15 protein-coding genes are annotated in these 19689 nt (G+C 40.0%); 10 read left to right on the top strand and 5 right to left on the bottom strand.

The annotated features are described in order from the left end of the window. Positions 1-188 precede the first annotated feature (188 nt). The 4 genes from secF to HC728_RS01740 all read right to left on the bottom strand — a co-directional run bounded on the left by secF (position 189) and on the right by HC728_RS01740 (position 4569). Positions 189-1088 (bottom strand): protein translocase subunit SecF, encoded by a 900-nt coding sequence (gene secF / locus HC728_RS01755; RefSeq protein ID WP_155664183.1) that lies wholly within the window; start codon positions 1086-1088, stop codon positions 189-191. 3 nt (positions 1089-1091) lie between these two features. After that, on the bottom strand, positions 1092-2915 hold the full coding sequence (secD, locus tag HC728_RS01750; protein WP_065604099.1) for a protein translocase subunit SecD: 1824 nt from the start codon (positions 2913-2915) through the stop codon (positions 1092-1094). Between the two features lie 130 nt (positions 2916-3045). After that, complete coding sequence (locus HC728_RS01745) at positions 3046-3552, bottom strand: hypothetical protein (RefSeq protein WP_065623974.1); 507 nt, start codon at positions 3550-3552, stop codon at positions 3046-3048. Between the two features lie 114 nt (positions 3553-3666). Next, positions 3667-4569: a LysR family transcriptional regulator gene (locus HC728_RS01740; protein WP_026029233.1), complete on the bottom strand. Its 903-nt coding sequence runs from the start codon at positions 4567-4569 to the stop codon at positions 3667-3669. A 136-nt stretch (positions 4570-4705) separates the two neighbouring features. On the opposite strand from HC728_RS01740, the gene HC728_RS01735 reads away from it, so the two are divergent. From HC728_RS01735 to HC728_RS01715, 5 genes are all read left to right on the top strand, one after another. Next, positions 4706-5746: an HlyD family secretion protein gene (locus tag HC728_RS01735; protein ID WP_026029232.1), complete on the top strand. Its 1041-nt coding sequence runs from the start codon at positions 4706-4708 to the stop codon at positions 5744-5746. Between the two features lie 2 nt (positions 5747-5748). Then, positions 5749-7350: a DHA2 family efflux MFS transporter permease subunit gene (locus tag HC728_RS01730; protein WP_017018426.1), complete on the top strand. Its 1602-nt coding sequence runs from the start codon at positions 5749-5751 to the stop codon at positions 7348-7350. Between the two features lie 72 nt (positions 7351-7422). Next, positions 7423-8127: a 16S rRNA pseudouridine(516) synthase RsuA gene (gene rsuA / locus HC728_RS01725; protein ID WP_005418437.1), complete on the top strand. Its 705-nt coding sequence runs from the start codon at positions 7423-7425 to the stop codon at positions 8125-8127. Positions 8128-8341: 214 nt separating this feature from the next. Beyond that, positions 8342-9547, top strand: a complete 1206-nt coding sequence (locus tag HC728_RS01720) for a Bcr/CflA family multidrug efflux MFS transporter (protein WP_190395072.1) — start codon at positions 8342-8344, stop codon at positions 9545-9547. After that, positions 9548-10228 carry a DUF2913 family protein gene (locus tag HC728_RS01715; protein WP_017018423.1) on the top strand — a complete coding sequence of 227 codons (681 nt, stop codon included), beginning with the start codon at positions 9548-9550 and terminating at the stop codon, positions 10226-10228. Between the two features lie 229 nt (positions 10229-10457). On the opposite strand, the gene HC728_RS01710 is transcribed toward HC728_RS01715, so the two are convergent. Beyond that, positions 10458-11900: a DUF2867 domain-containing protein gene (locus tag HC728_RS01710; RefSeq protein ID WP_190395071.1), complete on the bottom strand. Its 1443-nt coding sequence runs from the start codon at positions 11898-11900 to the stop codon at positions 10458-10460. Between the two features lie 307 nt (positions 11901-12207). On the opposite strand from HC728_RS01710, the gene HC728_RS01705 reads away from it, so the two are divergent. The 5 genes from HC728_RS01705 to fabV all read left to right on the top strand — a co-directional run bounded on the left by HC728_RS01705 (position 12208) and on the right by fabV (position 19666). Next, positions 12208-12879, top strand: a complete 672-nt coding sequence (locus HC728_RS01705) for an ABC transporter ATP-binding protein (RefSeq protein WP_005418445.1) — start codon at positions 12208-12210, stop codon at positions 12877-12879. Then, positions 12860-15313 (top strand): ABC transporter permease, encoded by a 2454-nt coding sequence (locus HC728_RS01700; RefSeq protein ID WP_065604093.1) that lies wholly within the window; start codon positions 12860-12862, stop codon positions 15311-15313. The genes HC728_RS01705 and HC728_RS01700 overlap by 20 nt, the downstream gene beginning before the upstream one ends. Continuing rightward, positions 15313-16434, top strand: coding sequence for a lipocalin-like domain-containing protein (locus HC728_RS01695; protein WP_069581089.1), 1122 nt, complete (start codon positions 15313-15315; stop codon positions 16432-16434). Before HC728_RS01700 ends, HC728_RS01695 begins: the two co-directional genes overlap by 1 nt. A 164-nt stretch (positions 16435-16598) precedes the next feature. Further along, positions 16599-17747, top strand: a complete 1149-nt coding sequence (gene nhaA / locus HC728_RS01690; RefSeq protein WP_017018416.1) for a Na+/H+ antiporter NhaA — start codon at positions 16599-16601, stop codon at positions 17745-17747. A gap of 716 nt (positions 17748-18463) precedes the next feature. Continuing rightward, positions 18464-19666 carry an enoyl-ACP reductase FabV gene (gene fabV / locus HC728_RS01685; protein ID WP_005418452.1) on the top strand — a complete coding sequence of 401 codons (1203 nt, stop codon included), beginning with the start codon at positions 18464-18466 and terminating at the stop codon, positions 19664-19666. The last annotated feature ends 23 nt before the right edge of the window (positions 19667-19689 follow it).

The following is a 19689-nucleotide window of genomic DNA, read 5'->3' as shown; positions in this document are numbered from 1 at the left end:
CTTTCCCCAAAGCCACGTTATCTGAATTTGTTGGATTAGAGCAAAAAATATAAGTCATAGTTGTCTAATAATGAGTTAAGCCTAAAAAACAAACAGCATAAGCTCCACCCACACAAAAAAGGGATCCAGCCTAAACCAGATCCCTCAATATCAGCCGCATTCCCTGCGGCTTTTTCTAAACCAAGCCCTTACGGCTCTTCAGAAATAGGTTTTGGCTTATAGTGATCCGAATTCAAACCAAAGTACTCAGGTAAACTTGTACCCACCGAGATAGAAGACCAAGTCCCTGTCACGATACCGATGAACATCGCAATCGCAAAGCCCTCTAGTGGGCCGCCACCTAATAACCATAAAGAACCAACAGTGATTAGGGTTGTACCTGATGTCACCATAGTACGAGAGAAGGTTGCCGCAACCGCTTCGTTATTGATCTCTTGGATAGATAACTCAGGCTTGGCAATTAACAGCTCACGGATCCTATCTGCAATGATGATAGAGTCATTTAACGAGTAACCTAAAATCGCTAAAATAGCGGCTAAGGTGGTTAAGTTAAACTCCATTTGAGTCGCAGCAAAGAAACCAAGTACAAACACGATATCGTGGGTTAGGGCAAACAGAGAACCAGAAGCCAAACGCCATTCAAAGCGGTAGCTTAAGTACGCTAAGATAACCAAAACTGACACTAATAACGCCATGCCGCCTTGCTCAGTTAGCTCTTGGCCTACTTGTGGACCAACGATACTGGTATTTAATACTTGAACATCGGTATGCAGAGGAGCAAGTACCTCAGTCAGTGGTGGAAGCTCAGTACCATGTGGTGGAATCGCATAACGAAGAACCCAACGCCCCGGCTCACCAGAGGCAATAACAGCAACATCTTGTTTAAAGCCTGCATCCAATAATGGTGCAATTTCACTGTTGGTGATTTTGCTATCCATTTGAACTTCACTCACGATACCGCCAGTAAAATCCAAGCCCCAGTTAAGGCCTTTGGTTGCGATCATGGTTAATGCGAAAATCATTAAACATACCGAAACCACACTCGTCATGTGACGCCATTTTGTTGCATTTTTCATATTTATAAACATAACTTAAACCCTAACATCATGACGAGAATCACGACCCCAAACTAAATTGATAATGGCACGTGAAGCGAAGATGCCGGTGAACATACTGGTTAATAGACCTAAGCCCAGTGTTAATGCAAAGCCTTGGATAGGGCCGTTACCTATGGTGTATAGAACCACTGCGGTAATCATGGTGGTGAAGTTGGCATCGAAAATGGTACCAAATGCACTACTAAAGCCTCTATCAATGGCTTGAGCCAATGTTCGACCTTCTTTCTGTTTATCTTTGATACGTTCAAATATCAGTACGTTGGTATCAACCGCCATACCTACAGTCAGTACAAGACCTGCAATACCCGGAAGCGTAAGAACTGCACCCGGAATAAGAGCAAGCAGACCAAATAGCATTACCATGTTGCCAATAAGTGCAATGTTGGCAACCCAGCCTAAACGACGGTACCACACCGCCATAAATAGCAGCGTTAAACCAAGACCAAGACCTAAAGCAGCAAAACCGTTTTGGATGTTTTCAGCACCTAGCGTTGGACCAATAGTACGTTCTTCAACGATGGTTACAGGCGCAGTTAATGAACCAGCACGTAGAAGTAGAGCAAGTTCTTGAGATTCTTGAAGCGAGCCAGAACCTGTGATTCTAAAGCGGCTACCTAGCTGACTTTGAATCGTCGCAACACTGATGATTTGGTTACTTTGCTCTGTGTTACCTGCGCTATCACGGCTGTATTCGTTGTATGAGGTTGCCATTGGCTTGCCCACATTGTGACGAGAGAACTCAGACATGATTTTGCCGCCTGAACTATCAAGAACAATGTTTACTTCAGCCATGCCCATTTCACCAAGACTCGCACGAGCATCAACAATGTGATCACCTGTTAGTACTGGTTTTCTGCCTACGCGAACTGGTTGGCCGTTTTGGTCAGGAATAACCATTGTGCTGCCAGTGCCTTGTTCTTTTACTGCGTAGAAAGCAAGACTTGCTGTCGCACCGATAACGTTTTTCGCAGCTGCTGGATCTTGAACACCTGGAAGCTCGATACGAATGCGGTTTTCACCTTGACGCTGAACCAGTGCTTCGGTAATACCTAACTCTTCAATACGGCTACGCATGGTTTGAAGGTTTTGCTGTACCGTTAGGTTACGTACGGCAATTTTTTCATCTTCTTTTAGCGTTAATTTAAGATCAAAACCATCATCATTGGTGATTTGCCAAGTAGGGTAGTTTTTATGAATGAATTGACGAGCAGCGTGGCTCGCTTCTTCTGAAGGTAAGTGAACCACTAGCGTATCGCTGTCTACTTTTTGTAAGCGAACTGAGCGAATGCGTTCTTCGCGTAGCTCTTGTTTTAGCGAGTCAGCTAATTCGTTACGTTGTGCTTGGTAAACTTGGTTTACATCCACATCCAGTAAGAATTGCACACCGCCACGTAAATCAAGACCGAGTTTGATTGGTTCAAAGCCCATGTTTTGCAGCCAAGCTGGTGCAGCAGGTGCAAGAGACAATGCTAATGTGGTGCCTTTTTGGCTTTCATCAATCACTGAACCTAGAATATCTTTAGCGGCAACTTGTTGTGCTTCATCTTTCAAAATAACGATGGTTTTATCGCCTTTTTGTTCGATGCGTTTTACGTTAATGCCTTGCTCAGTCAGGGTGTTTTGTAGTGATACAACCGATGGAATGTGTCCATCTTTGTTGGTGATTTGCACGGCGGCATCTTCACCATACCAAGTCGGGATCGCACTCAATAATAGAATAACAAGGGTCGTAATAAGTACGATGTATTTCCATTTAGAATAATGGTTCAGTCGTTGTATTGGTTGTTTTCTTTGCATAATAATTTCACCTCACATACGACAATGCGTATGCGAAAAAGTCACAAATCTAGCTAGATCAAATGCTTATATAGATTGGTATAAGTACAGAAATAACTAAGTGATAAATCGATGGATTTTGAGTGTGAAATTAAGCTGCAGGAAACAGTCGATGACTGTAGAGGAGGTTACTTTCTTTCCAAGCAGAGACTCGAGAAACCGATGAATAGCTGTATAACGCCCAATCAACACTTGGTTTTGGTTTTTCTTGATAACCAATGGTTAATTGTTCAGAAGGGATCGCTGGGATCTCTAATGCTAATTCATAAACAGGGAAAACTTCTTCTGGCTCATGGCGTGCTAGGTTTGCCATACGAGATGAGTTACCTACACCAAGATTAACATTATGGCCTTGAGAAGAATTTTGAGAATGGGAAGAGAGCGTATTGTTTGGAGTGTCTGCGACATTGCAAGTTAAGAAGTCAACTTGATGCGTTAATGACGGGTCTAAAGTTAGGTTCACTTGAATAGTAGAGTGCTGCTCGATAGTGAAATCGGCAATCACGTTGTCACTGTTTTGCTGATATGAAGATGCCTGAGCAAGCGAACTTACCCCTAAGCATAAACAGATAATCAGTAATCGAAACAGTTGTACCACGAAAAATCCAGTGATGTGTAATAGACCATCGCATCGTATTCGATGAATGGCCTTACTGGCAAGTGAAATTAACGGATAAATAAAAATTGATGTAATTTTTGTTGTTTATTTCGCTTATTTTCTTGATGCATTCTTGGATTCAAAGCGTTCAAGTACATGATCAATAAAGGCTCTTAAGCGTTTTGGTAGCAATTTATTTTGAGGAAACACCAAGCTAATAGCCACCCGTGGTAAATCCCAGTCAGGCAAAATTCGTACTAACTCACCATTGTTAATGTGCTCACGGCAGATGAATTCAGGTAATGAAGCAATACCTAATCCACTCAAGCAGGCAGATTTACAAGCGGTAACGGTATTGACTTTTAAGCGGTAGGGTAAGTTAACTCGAATCGCTTTATCGACCTGATTAAAGTACAGATTAGGCACTTTAACTGCGTTTACCACTCTGATTTGATGATGAGGTGCTTGAAGATCTTCTGGGGTCTGAATATAGCCATAGTTATTTAAATACTCAGGACTAGCGGCAATAATACGCTCTGAAAAATCAATGGTTCTTGCCACTAAAGAAGAGTCATTGATTTCCCCAATTTGTACGTATAAGTCGATACCATCACCAATAATATCCACTTCACGGTTGGTCATTTCAAGGTTAATCGAGACTTCTGGATAACGTTTTAAAAAGCTATTGATGTAATCGGACATGACGTTATGTCCAATCTCTACTGGCATGGCTAAATTTAGATGACCACGAATGAGGTTTTGGTTTGCGGTGAGCTCTAACTCGGTTTGTTGCATGATATCGAGTACTTTTACGCTGGCTTGATAAAAGATTTCTCCTTCTTGAGTTAGACCTAACTTTCGAGTTGAACGAGTGATGAGCTTCACACCTAGGTGTTCTTCAAGCTCTGCTAATTTTCGGCTTACTGTTGATTTTGTCATTCCAAGATTGGTGGCCGCTTGGGTAAAGCTACCAGAATCAACAACTTGGTTTAATAGTGTGATGTTATTTAAATCCATCATAAGGGCGCAACCTAATCATTGGTAAGAATTATGCAACAGTGTTTCCTTTTTTTCCTATCTAATCAATTAATCTTTTTAGTTTTATACTCTGTATCCACAATATTAGAATTTTATAAAGATAGGTAAAGCCTCAGTGACTGAATTAAAAAAGAAGAAAAATAAAGCACCGTTAATCGCAACAGTCATTTTTATTTTATGTGGCGCCTTGGGTGCCGGTTATTGGTACGGCTATGGTCAGTATTTCCAATCAACGGATAATGCGTACCTTCAAGGCGATATCACGACAATCAGCTCAAAAGTAGGTGGTTATATTCAACAAACCTTAGTTGAAGATAATCAGAAAGTAAAAGCTGGGGATTTACTGGCAACCATTGATGACCGTGATTTCTTGGCTGAACAAGAAAAAGCGGAAGCCAATGTGGCTGTTAATGCTGCAGCAATTACGAATTTAAATGCAGAGCGTAAATTGCAAGATATTCGAATTCGTCAGGCTGCGAGCCAAATTGAGTCGGCACAGGCGGATCTTGAGCGTGCTCAACAACAAGTAAAACGTACAAAAGCGTTAATTAAAAAGAATTATTCTTCGCAAGATGAATTAGATAACAATGTGTCACACTTGAAAGTGGCGATTGCGAATCTAGATGCAGCAAAAGCGAATTACCAAGCATCGAAAGAGCAAATCAACGTAATTGAAAGCCAAATCGGTCAAGCAAATGCAATGCTAAACCAAGCAAAAACGGCGTTAGACCAAGCGAATTTGAATTTATCTTATACTAAGATTTACGCGCCAATTGATGGCATCGTTGGTAAACGCAGCTTACGTGAAGGTCTATTAGTTCAAGCTGGAATGCCATTACTTAGTTTGGTTCCAACCAAAGAAGTGTGGATTGAAGCGAACTTTAAAGAAACACAGCTAGAAAAAATTCATCATGGTCAAAAAGTGTTTGTCGATCTTGATGCTTACCCTGATCTGCACCTAAAAGGGATTGTAGAAAGCTTCTCGCCAGCAACTGGTGCTAAATTTGCGCTTCTGCCACCAGAGAACGCAACGGGTAACTTTACGAAAATTGTGCAACGTGTGCCGGTTAAGATCAGCATTTTAAATACTGATTTACTGGATGGTAAATTAATCCCGGGTCTGTCTGTGGTTGCGACTGTTGATACTCGAGGTTAAGCATGAGTCAATCGGTAAGTATTCCTGAAGGTGAAGTGGTTGAAAAACCACTTGAACCTGAGATCCCACGTCGTCATTGGATAGCATTATTTGGTGGTTTGATTGGTGCCTTTATGGCGATCCTTGATATCCAAATCACCAACTCATCTTTAAAAGACATTCAAGGTGCATTATCGGCAACCATGGATGAGAGTTCTTGGATTTCCACCTCTTATCTTGTTGCTGAAATGATAGCGATTCCATTAAGTGGTTGGTTGTCTGTAGCGCTTGGTAAACGTCGTTATCTAACATGGACAACCGTCGTATTTACCGTTGCTTCACTACTGTGTTCTTTTTCATGGAACATGGGCTCGATGATTGTGTTTCGTGCCATTCAAGGGTTTAGTGGTGGTGCGTTAATTCCTCTGGCGTTTTCCCTTGTAGTTCATTTATTACCTGTGAACAAACGTGCGGTGGGGATGGCTCTGTTTGGGGTAACGGCGACCTTTGCTCCTTCTATTGGTCCAACGCTTGGTGGTTGGTTAACTGAGCATTTCTCTTGGCACTACATTTTTTATATCAACCTACCACCAGCAATCGCTTTATTGTGCATGGTGAATTACGGTCTGGATGATGAGCCATTAAAGCTAGAAAGCCTATTGAAGGCCGATTGGCTTGGTATTATCACCATGGCGATAGGTTTGGGTTGTTTAGAAGTGGTACTTGAAGAAGGGAACCGTGAAGAATGGTTTAGCTCAAGCTTTATTATTACGCTATCTATTATTTCAGTTATCAGCCTAACCTACTTTATTATCAATGAGTTGCAGCATAAAAAACCATTGGTTAATTTGCGGCTGTTAAAGCAAAGTCAGTTTGCCATGTCGTGTATTGCGTATTTGATTTTGGGTATGGCGCTGCTGGGTTCTATCTATGTGCTGCCAATGTATATGATCCAAATTCAAGGTTATAACGCCTTGGAGATTGGTGAAGTGTTAATGTGGATGGGTTTTCCTCAATTATTGATCTTCCCATTAGTACCGAAATTAACGCAGATCATTAAAGCAAAATATTTGGTGTTCTTTGGCTTTTCTATGTTTGGTATTAGCTGCTTTGTAAATACGCACATGAGTTATTTGTTTGGTGGTGATCAGCTCATTTTCTCTATGATATTACGTGCGATAGGCAGTCCGTTTATTATGGTTCCTTTATCGTTGGTGGCAATGGAAGGAATTCAAAAGCAAGAAGTGGCTGATGCATCAACCATTACCAATGTTTTACGAAACCTTGGTGGTGCGTTCAGTATTGCGTTTATTGCGACGCTATTGGATAACAAAACTCGTGAGCATTTAGGGCATATTAAAGAAACCCTAACCAGTGTGAGCACGGATGGTTGGTATCAATTAAACCAGAGTGCGGCGATGTTTGTGGCTAAAGGCAGCGATCCTGCGACGGCGATGCAACAAGCAAAAGCATCTCTCACCATGACAATGCAACGCGATGCAGCGATCATGGCGTATAATGATGTCTTTTTTATGATGTCCTGCTTCCTTGCTTTTGCTGCTATTTTGATGTTTTTTGTTAAATCGAATGGCAAGCCTGATCCTATGGCAGGCGGCGCACACTAACAAATCTGGGTTGATGCTCGCATCTTTAAAAGGTTTGGGTATAATGCGCCAGAATATTGAAATGAGGTTCTCATGCGTTTAGATAAATTTTTGTGCGAAACATTAGGTGCCACTCGTAAAGAAGCAACTCGAATCATTAAAAGTGGTACGGTTACTGTTGATGGCGTGAAAACAAAAGTAACATCTGTAAAAGTAACAGATGATTCAACCGTTGAATGGGATGGACGTGAACTGAAATTCCACGGTCCTCGCTACATTATGCTATTTAAACCAGATGGTTATGTATGTTCTCATGAAGACAGTACGCACCCATCGGCATTGTCTTTATTAGATGAAGTGAATCTTGAGAAGCTGCATTTCGCTGGTCGTTTAGATGTTGATACAACCGGTTTAGTGCTTATTACGGATGACGGTCAATGGTCTCATAAGATCACATCACCTAAACGTAAGTGTGCAAAAACATACCGTGTATGGCTTGCTGATCCAATCGGTGCTGATTACGCTGAGAAATTGGAAGCGGGTATTCAGCTTAAGAGCGAAAAAGATCTGACGATGCCAGCTGTAATGGAAATTGTTGATGAAGAAGAACACGAACTTCTATTAACTATCCATGAAGGTAAATACCACCAAGTTAAGCGTATGTTTGCTGCTTTAGGCAATAAAGTTGAAGGTTTACACCGTGCTCAAATCGGTGGTTTAGGTTTGGATTATTCTCTAGAACCAGGTGAGTACCGTTACTTAACTGAAGAAGAAGTTGAAGCGGTATTTGGCGAATAATTAACCAGCCTTATCAATCCAATATTAAAAACGGCGTGGCATTTATGTCTCGCCGTTTTTTTGTGTAAATTTTATGCAAAGAGCTCGAATATAAAAGGCATGTTGTAAGAGGGCGTGATACTATAATAAATCGAATAAATATCTGATCATTCTTGTTTGAATCGATATTGTTTGAACTCCTGTCCTGCTGTTTTATTTTATTGGTATCGCTGTTATGTCATCCGCTGAAACTGCTCTTTCTGAGCCCCCCAAATTAAGCATACTATTAGTTATTATTTTAGGTGCAATTTCTGCACTCACTCCATTAGCTATTGATATGTATGTACCTGCGATGCCAAGTATTGCTTCTGACTTAGGCGTAACCGCTGGCTCAGTACAAATGACATTAACCGCTTATACTGCGGGTTTTGCCATTGCCCAATTGATTCATGGTCCATTAGCTGACAGTTATGGTCGACGCCCAGTCTTGATTATTGGCACGGTTTTATTTGCTATTTGTGCGGTTATTGGTGCGTTAGTCGGTGGCATTGAATCATTAATGTACATTCGTGTTCTGCAAGGTGTTGCTGGTGCGGCTTCTGCTGTGGTAGTTCAAGCGATTGTTCGTGATATGTTTAATAAAGAAGATTTCGCACGAATGATGGCATTCATTACTTTGGTGATGACTGTAGCGCCTTTGGTTGCCCCTATGGTGGGTGGACACATGGCGGTGTGGTTTGGCTGGCGTTCTATTTTCTGGTTGTTAGCGGCTTTTGCTGTACTGATTATTTTGGCTATTTTATGGCGTATTCCTGAAACCTTAACTGATGAGAACCGTTCTCCGTTTAGGTTAATGACGTCTCTACGAAATTACCGCTCGTTATTTAAAAATCCCGTTTCTCTTGGTTTGATTTTTTCTGGTGCGTTCTCTTTTGCTGGTATGTTCTCGTTTTTAACCGCTGGCTCGTTTGTTTACATTGATATTTATGGTGTGAGTGTTTCGAACTTTGGTTATCTGTTTGGCCTTAATGTGGTGTTCTTAATTATTATGACCACGATCAATGGCCGTATTGTTAAGAAAATGGGTTCTCACAACATGGTGAAATTGGGTATCTCAATCCAATTATTCGCGGGTATTTTGATGGTTGTAGGCCAATTACTCGATTGGGGTTTATGGGGTACTGTGGTTCCAGTGGTTTTATTTGTTGGTTGTATTTCTACCATAGGTAGTAACACTATGGGCTTATTATTAAGTCATTACCCTAAAATGGCAGGTACTGCATCATCATTAGCGGGTACATTACGTTTTGGTACTGGCTCATTGGTTGGGGCGTGTATTGCAATGTTTCCTTCTGATTCGGCTTGGCCTATGGTAAGTTCCATGGCGATATGTTCTATATTATCTTTTGGTTTTTATTTTGTGTTTGGACGAAAAGCGTAAATGAGTAAAGAAAAAAAAGCAGTTGATTATTATCAAGAAATTCAACGAGTAATTAATAGTGCTCTTGGTGATCTACAAGAGTCTAAAGACAGTGGCCGTTTACCTAAAAACCCGGTAAGTGCGAATCACTTTTTAATTCGTTGGGTAACAACTGCAATTAAGTCTCAACGTTTTGCACATTGCGTTGCAAAAGATTTGATGACTTGGCAAAAAGAGGGACGCACAAAAGGGACGGGTACTCAATTACCGGTGCGTTTTGAACAATACTCTCGTTTATACGCTGAGTTAGCGCCTGTTGAGCAAGCAAAATCTATTTCTAAATCTGCGATTATGGCGTGGAGTGAATCGTTAGAAGAGAAAGAGTGGTGTGTAACAACTGAATATGAAGTATTAGAAAAAGCCTCGTTGTTTTCTGATGGTGATCATTCATTTATCATTTGTTCTACTCAACTTGAATCATGCTTTGATGCTGAAAGTGAAGAGTTAATTAAACCACTGACTTGTTATGTGCGTGGTAATCACCATGAGTTTGTTGAATCGGCTTTTGAGCATGGTTTAATGGTGCATAAGCGTTCAGATTACAAATCAAAAGTGAAGTATCATGGAGAGTATTTAATTTACCCTCATAACCATGGTACTCAGCTAGGTGAAATTCCATTTTCATTTAATGTGAAAAAATAACCGATTATCGAAATTGAATGGGCTCTTAGTAGAGCCCATTTTTTATTTTTCCTATTCTAATACCAATCTACATAAGTATTTGATCATTCTTGCTTGTTAAAATCGATTATATCAGCGTTATAAATTTTGTAATTAGAGCCACTAGTTACTGTAATTTATGCCTTGCTATAATCGATTCTTCCTACGCAATTATCTGAACAACTACTTATCCAGAATGGTATAACTTCTTTTATCCTTTTTCTTCTTTCTCGGCTTTTTTACATATCGCTTTTACCATGCCTTTGAAAATAAAAAGGTGTGCAGGAAACATCGCAAACCAATACATTAATCCCCAAAACCCTTTTGGGTGCCACCAAGCGCGAACATCTAATTCTCTGGTGTTGTTTTCAAGCTCTTTTATTGAGAATTCGAGTCGTCCTAATCCTGGGGCGGTCATTCCAAATAATAGGGATAAAAATTCGTTGTTTTCACAGCGGATCACTTTCCAAGAATCAATGTAGTCACCCAGTTGTAACTGATCTGATTTTGGTTTTCTTCGTATAGGAAAAGATCCACCAAGCAGTGGGTCAAGCCACTCTCTGGTTCGCCATAGTCCATTAGCAAAAAAGTACCCTTCAGGCCCACCAAGTCGCAGTATCACTTTCCACAGTGAATTAGCCGATGCGTTGGTTGTAAAACTGGCTCCGGCTTGTTTAGGGTAGTAACCGTAATCGGGTTGCCAGCGACGCAGTGCGCTTGGATCAAATCCCCATATTTCGCCTTGTAGACTATTAGTAGAAGTATGATTAGCCAATTTCAATGCTTCAGGAAGTGGGGTGAGTGTTTGGGGCATGAGTTGCTGTATTTTTGAATTATCTGCAAGCAAATCATGGTCTATTCCTGCGAGAAGCGCACGTCCTAACTCTGATGGAACCGAGGTAATGATACCAAGCCATAATCCGGCAAATTTGGGTGAAACAAAACGGGTTGGAATAATTTTAATGGATTTATTAAGTCGTTTAGCCAGAAGGTTAAAGAGCTGAAGATAGGTGACCGTATCTGGCCCTCCAGCTTCTAGGGAAAGTGAATCATTAACTTCGATATCAAGAGATTGAATGAGGTAATCATTTAGATTATCAATGGCGATAGGATTAGCTTGAGAATGAATCCATTTAGGACAGAGAATGATGGGTAAGTGATTGATAAAATCGGTCATGATCTCAAGAGCAGCAGAACCTGCTCCGATGATAATACCCGATTGAATTTCGATGGTGGTGATGCCGGTAGAGCGAAGAATTTCCCCGGTTTTTTGTCGAGCCAGTAAATGCTGTGACTGATGATTCTCTGGTTGTAATGCACTTAAATAGATTATCCGCTTCAGTTGGGATTGCTTAGCGGCATCTGCAAAATTTTGAGCTAAGGAGATTTCGTAATTAATAAAATCATGGCCGTGTGACATCCCATGTACTAAAAAATAACCAATATCACACTCAGACAAGAGTGGACCGATTGTCGTTTTATCTTCTAAATCAAGGTATTCACAACGTAAGTTAGGGTGTTGTTGAACTCTATCGGTCAAATAACTGATATTACGAGCACAAGCAATAACTTGATGTCCTTGCTCTAATAACAATGGAATTAACTGAGATCCTATGTACCCTGATGCACCAACAATAATTATCCTATGAGTCATTTGTAAGAATCCATCCTTTTCCTAATTGCTTTTTTTATTAATACTATTTGATTCTAGTATAATTTATGACCATCTACTTAATTTAATCATTACTTTTGAGACATGATGAAATGAATAAGTGAACTGGAAAATTTATTTAATGAAATCAAAAAAATAGATTTAAGAATTGGGTAGATAAGTGGCAAAAGTTAGCATTATGTTTGATATCTGTGTCGAACTGCGAGTTAGACCATAAAAAGCTTTAAGAAGTAAGGGGAATAGTGTAGATTCTGTTACCGATATCACAATACATCTTTTGAGAGGGGATATGTTAAAGCTGACAAACCTGAATAAAGGTTATTTGGATGGTGGCGAGTTTCATCCAATCCTTCAAGGGGCAGAATTAACAATTGAGCAAGGAGCTCAGATAGCATTAATGGGCGAAAGTGGCTCAGGAAAAAGCACCCTCTTAAATCTTATCGCAGGCCTAGATAGTGTAGACAGTGGTGAAATTAATATCGCTGGTTTTTCAATGCACGCCCCTGAACAAAGTTCTCGAACTTCTTACCGCAGAAACAATATTGGCCTAGTATTCCAACAGTTTAACCTTCTTCCTACGTTAAGCGTGGCTGATAACATTCGTTTTTGTCGCCAACTTAAAGGGTTAAGAGACGATGATGCGTTATGGCGTCAAATTATCTCAGCTCTTGATCTTATGCCTCTACTTGGTCGTTACCCTGAAGAAATCTCTGGTGGACAACAGCAACGAGCTGCGATTGCTCGAGCTTTGTATATGGAGCCAAAATTATTACTTGCGGATGAGCCAACAGGTAGCCTAGATGAAAAAAATGCAGAAGCAGTAATGCGTTTGTTAACACGATTATCTCGTGATCTTCATTGCACACTTTTATTGGTGACTCACAGTGAGAAAGTGGCAGAGCATATGGATGGTTTAGTGAAACTTCAGGGAGGCTTACTGAATGTTATTTCCGGTAGCTAAAGCGCTTCTTGGACACTACCGTAAACATCCGTTGCAAATCTTTTTAGTGTGGCTTGGCTTAACACTCGGAGTTGCTTTACTTGTTGGTGTTCTAGCGATAAACCATCACGCTAAAGTCAGTTATAGCGAAGGCGAAAAGCTTTTCTCAAACCCTTTTCCTAATCGTATTCGCTCTATTCAAGATAATGTTGTTATCCCTCAGGCGTTTTATATTAACTTACGTCGGGCTGGCTACACCTCTTGCATGCCTATACAAACCTTGCATTTAGAAACCAATGAAAAGATTGATATCTCTATGGTTGGTATCGATCCTATTGCGTTAATGCAGATTTCATCAGGGAACTTAGCAAACACGGACAATATGTTGTCTTTAATGCGTCCTCCGTTCCCGGTATTGATCAGCCAGCCTTTAGCTTCGTATTTTAGCTTAAAAGATGGCGATTATATTGAGTTAAAAAACCAATCCAATATTGGCCCGGTTATTGTTGATAAACAAAATCGCTTGGCGGGCTCTCGACTGTTTTCAGATATCGCACTGACTAAGATGCTAGGCCACAAAGCAGGCTTTAGTATCATTCTTTGTGGAGCGATGTCTGAGCAGAAAAAAGAGCGTCTGGAGCGTATGCTTCCTAGAGGACTACAACTGGAAACCCATAAAGAATCAGGATTAACAGCGCTCACCAATGCTTTTCATACCAATTTATTAGCGATGGGGATGCTTTCTTTTATCGTTGGTCTCTTTATTTTCTATCAAGCCATGTCGCTCTCTTTTGTACAGAGACAACCATTAGTTGGGACGCTGAGACAAATCGGGGTATCAACCAAAGAATTGATTATGGCCATGAGCCTTGAAGTGATCATTTGGATCATTATTGGCTGGATAAGTGGTAACTTTTTTGGCTTATTGTTGGCAAATGAATTAATGCCGACGGTATCGAACAGTTTATATTCTTTGTATAGCGCTGAAGTGGATTTATTAATCTCATGGAGTTGGGATTGGAGTTATCAAAGTCTACTAATGGCCGTATTAGGGTGTGTATTAGCTTGTGGTTGGCCGTTGTACCGTCTTTTAACCATTGAGCCAATTCGTTTAACTGCTCGTTTATCTTTAGCTCGTTTTGCGGGTAAAGAGTTTGAAGTTCAAGCTATCATCGCTTGTGTAATTTTGGTTGCTGCTTATCTGATAAATTTATTACCCCATAGCCATAGAAATGGGTTTATGTTAATTGGCTTCTTAATGATAAGTATTGGGTTGTTAACCCCGTTTATTATTTGGAAGTTTTTTGATTGGCTCTCTTATACATTGCCATCAGCAAAAGCACGTTGGTTCTTCTCTGATTCAGCGGCAAGCTTAAGTTATCGTGGTGTGGCGGCAATGGCCTTTATGCTTGCGCTAGCGTCTAATATTGGCGTAGAAACCATGGTGGGCAGTTTTAGAGCAACCACTAACAATTGGTTAGAGCAACGCTTGGCTGCTGATATTTATATTGAACCAAGTAAAGCATCGGCTGGACGAATCAGTTACTGGTTAGAAAAACAACCTGAAGTGAAATCTGTGTGGCGTCAGTGGAAGATTGATTATCAAACAGAATTTGGCAATTTAGAGATCATCAGTACTGGTTCTACTGAGGGTGAGAAAAATGCGTTAACCATGAAAGTGGCGATTCCTGATTACTGGTATTCGCTTCACCATGGACGTAATGTATTAATCAGTGAATCCATGTCATTAAAATGGGACTTAAAACCGGGTGATTACATCGATCTTCCTGCTCCTATGGGGAACAATTGGCAGATTTCTGGGGTGTATTATGATTACGGAAATCCGTATAACCAATTGTTACTCTCTCATGGGACATGGTTAAAAGCGTTTGGTGGTCAGGGTAAAACTGGGATTGGTGTGGTGCTAACGGATCAATCAAAAAGAACCGAATTAATTGGACGAGTATTAAAACAGTATCGATTGTCCGCAGAGCAGGTTAGCGATAATAATAATATTCAAATACAAGCAATGCGTGTGTTTGATAGAACATTTATTGTTACGGGAACCCTTGGTAATCTGACGTTAGTTATCGCTGTTTTCGGTCTGTTTTTTGCCACATTGGTTGGTGAAATATCACGACAAAGACAAACTGCATTACTGCGGTGTTTAGGGCTATCGGGTAAAGAGTTGGTGCTGCTTGGTGGCTTACAATTGTTGGTTATTGGCTTATTTACGATTCTTATTGCATTGCCTTTGGGGTTAATACTCTCACAACTATTGATTGATATTGTAATGAAATACGCTTTTGGTTGGACGATGGAGATCCATTATTTTCCTAAAGAGTATGCAACCACTTTCTTGTGGACCTTACTGGCATTGACAGTTGCTGGTGCTGGAACCATTTGGAGAGTCACTAAGCGACAAGCCATTACTTCATTAAGGGAATCTTTGTAATGCAAAACCAAAATAAAAAGAACAGTAGCTTGATAATATCAGTGCTGATTTTAATTGCTATTTTAGGTTGTGCTCTCGCTTATTACTTTAATTGGAAACAGGTTAACGTTGAAAGTGGTAGTGAGACTAATACGATTTTCTCACATACCGATGGTGCTTTTTTTGAACCAGTTTTACCTGACACTCCCATTGTTTTTCCTAAAGATTATCAAGAACATCCTGAATATCAGCATGAAAAATGGCTAATGACAGTGAATGCTAAAAATCAAAATGGGGATGCGATAGGCATACAATGGAGTATGTTTCGAGTCTCTAATGATGATAGAGAGACTAAAGGTTGGCTTGATCCTCGTTTATACATTGCCAAGGTTGTGATTACGACTAAAAATGGTAAATGGGTTGCTGAACGCTTGGCCCGAGGTGGTATTGGGCAGGTTGGAGTGAGTCAACGTCCATATCGCGTTTGGATTGATGATTGGGAATGGCGCAGTTTAAGTCGTTCTCCATTTCCAGGAACATTTGCAGCATCTTCTGATGAGTTTTCTTTAAAGCTATCACTAAATTCAAATACCCATCCTGTACTTATGGGGGAAAACGGTTATTTGAAAAAACACGATTTCCTTCCTATTGCTTCTTATGAATACATAGAACCATTTATTTCTGTGCGTGGCTCTGTAACGTTTGATAATAAGACGTATACCATTACTGGCCAAGCGTTATTAGAGCACGAGTGGGCGAGTGGTTTTTTTGATGAAAATCAGTATGGCAGAGATTGGTTTGTTGTTAATTTGGATAACCAAACGAAGTTAGTGGTGACGCAATACCGATACCAAGATCATCCTCCATACCAATTTGGCGTCTTATTGAGAAAGAATGGCAGTTATACGTTACTTAGTGAAGAAGATCTCACTTTACAAACTTTGCCTGCTCGCCAACTAAAAAATGGTCGAAAAGTGCCGCTACAATGGATTATAAATATTCCAAAATACGATATTAATTTAACCACTCAAGTAATGAGAAATGAACAGTGGTTAGATGCATTTATTCCTTATTGGCAAGGACCAATAACAACAACGGGTTCACATCAAGCTTCTGGATTCATGCAATTAGCTGGATATTAATTGAATTGAATATAGACGATGCGAATAAAGCGCTGTAAAACGCTTAACACTTCGGATTTTCCGATGTATAAGCTCTGAACAAGCGATTATTCTTGATATTGATCAACGGGTAGACTTTTCTTATTCGTTTTTCAGTAAACCATAATTATAAGCAAGGACATCTTATGAGTGATGTTATTAAGAATTTTTTCAAATTAGAATCTGCCGGTGGGATTCTGTTAGTGATCGCAGCTGCGATTGCTATGATGATTGCAAACTCTTCATTAGCACCAATGTACGATACATTTTTACATTCTTATATCGGTGGAATGTCTGTATCACATTGGATTAATGACGGCCTAATGGCTGTTTTCTTCCTATTGATTGGATTAGAAGTAAAAAGAGAATTATTAGAAGGTGCGTTAAAATCAAAAGAAACTGCTATCTTCCCTGCGATTGCAGCAGTAGGTGGTATGTTAGCGCCAGCGTTAGTTTACGTTGCATTTAATATGGGCGATCCTGAAGCTCTATCTGGTTGGGCTATTCCTGCGGCAACGGATATTGCGTTTGCATTAGGCATCATGGCACTTCTTGGTAATCGAGTTCCTGTTAGCTTAAAAGTGTTCTTACTTGCTCTAGCTATTATTGATGATTTAGGCGTTGTTGTTATTATCGCTTTCTTCTATACAAGTGATCTATCTGTTCTTGCTCTTGTTATTGGTTTTGTAATGACAGGTTTACTGTTCTTACTGAATGCAAAACACGTATCCAAGATCCGTTGGTACTTACTGGTTGGCTTTATCCTATGGGTGAGCGTACTGCAATCAGGTGTTCACGCAACGTTAGCTGGTGTGGTTCTTGGTTTTGCTATCCCTCTTAAAGGCAATAAAGGTGAGCGTTCACCACTAAAACACATGGAACACGCATTACACCCTTATGTTGCGTTTGCTATCCTTCCTGTGTTCGCATTTGCTAATGCTGGTATCTCTCTAGATGGCGTGTCACTTGATAGTTTGACGACAACCTTACCTCTAGGTGTTGCTTTAGGCCTGTTCCTTGGTAAGCCTCTAGGTATCTTCAGCTTTAGTTACCTTGCGGTTAAATCAGGTGTTGCGAAACTGCCAGCTGGCGTAAATATGAAGCATATATTCGCAGTATCTGTGCTATGTGGTATCGGCTTTACTATGTCTATCTTTATTTCATCACTGGCATTTGGTGGGGTGAATCCTGAGTTTGATAAACTGGCTCGCTTAGGTATCTTGATGGGCTCTACATTGGCAGCGGTTGTAGGTTATGTGTTGTTAAGCATCTCATTACCAAAGAAAGCAGCATAAACCTGCTATCTTAAAATAATACCAATCTACATAAGTATTTGATCATTCTTGCTTGTTAAAATTGATTATATCTGCGTTATAAATTTTGTAATTAGATCCACTAGTTACTGTAATTTATGCCTTGCTCTAATCAATTTTTCCTACGCAATTATCTGAACAACTACTTATCCAGAATGGTATAAGTTTTGATAAATACCTCGCAAATAGCGGGGTATTTTTTTGGATAAAAAAAAGCCCAAACAATAAATTGAATGGGCAAAAGGAATATAAGGAATTATGAAAAAGCTATAGTTGATAAGATAAAACTTGGCGGCCTGCTAAATTTTAGAATTCATCATCAACGGGTATAAAATCAGACTAGCGATTTTTCTCTTAGTTCAATAAATATTCGATTTTTTTTAAATTATTTTTTTGGGCGCTTATCGGTAAGAAATAGTGGTCCAGATAAAGAAAAACCCGTTACCTATAATGCTAAAATTAGCGAGATAACGGGCTTCTTGAATATATCAAGAAAAAGCAGTGGAATTATGAACATAAATTCAGACTGCCGCTTTTTCCAATAGTTCAAAAAAAGTGAAGATAATTCCATTTTTTTTGTAAAAACCATTTCTACACCTCCAACCACTCACTATTTTGACAAAAATTGTCATAAATGGGATGCGAACTGGAGAAGAACCTTTTATCCTACAAGGTAATTATTAGAAGGAAAGTTGAATATGATCATCAAACCTAGAATTCGTGGATTCATTTGTACAACCACTCACCCTGTTGGTTGTGAGCAAAACGTAAAAGAGCAAATCGCATTAACTAAAGCTCAAGGCCCAATTGCTAACGCACCAAAACGTGTATTAGTTGTTGGTTCTTCAAGTGGCTACGGTCTATCTTCTCGTATTACAGCTGCTTTTGGTGGTGGTGCATCAACCATCGGTGTATTTTTTGAAAAAGCGGGTACAGAGAAGAAACCAGGCACAGCTGGTTGGTATAACTCTGCAGCTTTTGACAAACTTGCAAAAGAAGAAGGTTTATACTCTAAAAGTTTAAATGGCGATGCTTTCTCTAATGAAGCAAAACAAAAAACGATTGATCTAATTAAAGAAGATTTAGGTCAAATCGACATGGTTGTTTACTCATTGGCATCTCCTGTACGTAAAATGCCTGAAACAGGTGAAGTGATTCGTTCTTCACTGAAACCTATCGGCGAAACTTACACAGCAACAGCGGTAGATACAAACAAAGATGCAATCATTGAAGCATCAGTTGAGCCTGCAACAGAGCAAGAAATCAAAGATACAGTGACTGTAATGGGCGGCGAAGACTGGGAACTGTGGATTAACGCATTATCAGAAGCTGGTGTTCTAGCTGATGGTTGTAAAACCGTTGCATACAGCTACATCGGTACTGAGCTTACATGGCCAATCTACTGGGATGGTGCTCTAGGTCAAGCTAAGATGGATTTAGATCGTGCAGCAACGGCGCTAAACGAGAAACTATCTGCAACAGGTGGTACAGCAAACGTAGCAGTACTAAAATCTGTAGTGACACAAGCAAGTTCTGCAATTCCTGTTATGCCATTGTACATTGCAATGGTATTCAAGAAAATGCGTGAAGAAGGCGTACACGAAGGTTGCCAAGAGCAAATTCTACGTATGTTTAGCCAACGTCTATATAAAGCAGACGGCTCAGCAGCAGAAGTTGATGAGAAGAACCGTCTACGTTTAGATGACTGGGAACTTCGTGAAGATATTCAACAACACTGTCGTGATCTATGGCCTCAAGTAACTACTGAGAACCTAAAAGATCTAACTGACTATGTTGAGTACAAAGAAGAGTTCTTAAAACTATTTGGCTTTGGTGTTGATGGTGTTGATTACGACGCTGATGTTAACCCTGAAGTAAACTTTGATGTTGCTGATATCTAATACTAATCTACATAAGTATAATC

Origin of the sequence: Aliivibrio sp. S10_S31, assembly GCF_014694495.1 — a bacterium.
Classification (GTDB): domain Bacteria; phylum Pseudomonadota; class Gammaproteobacteria; order Enterobacterales; family Vibrionaceae; genus Aliivibrio; species Aliivibrio fischeri.
Note: the sequence above shows the minus strand (reverse complement) of the source record. Positions and strands in the feature narration are given on the sequence as shown.